Raw genomic sequence first — 317 nt, 5'->3', positions numbered from 1 at the left:
GTGAGCGCGTCCACCTGGTCGGCGATCACGTGGGCGAGGCGCAGGTCGTCGTCGTCCCGGGTCATGGGTCCAACCTATCCGTGCCGTCCGGCCCCGACGCCGCGTCGGCCCCGGTCAGCCCGCGTCCGGCGCTCCCGAGCGGCTCACGAGCAGTCGGCGGAACGAGTCCACCCGGGCCGTCCGCGCCCCGCGGCCCGGCTCGTCCGGGGAGGCCTCCACCCCCTCGTCGAGCGCGCAGTCCGGCGCGTCGGCGGCGTGCGTGCAACGCCGCGGGCACTCCTCGGCGACCTCGGCCAGGTCGGCGAACGCCCCCAGCA

The 317-nt window shown here is 77.6% G+C and carries 1 pseudogene; it reads right to left on the bottom strand.

What is annotated here, in order from left to right:
* Positions 1 to 114: 114 nt before the first annotated feature.
* Positions 115 to 317, bottom strand: a pseudogene (locus KVT14_RS20185) (ribosome small subunit-dependent GTPase A); the annotation flags it as partial.

The sequence above is a fragment of the Cellulomonas sp. GbtcB1 genome, assembly GCF_019091725.1.
GTDB lineage: Bacteria > Actinomycetota > Actinomycetes > Actinomycetales > Cellulomonadaceae > Cellulomonas.
The sequence above is the reverse complement of the archived record's forward strand: the minus strand, read 5'-3'. Positions and strand labels throughout refer to the sequence as shown.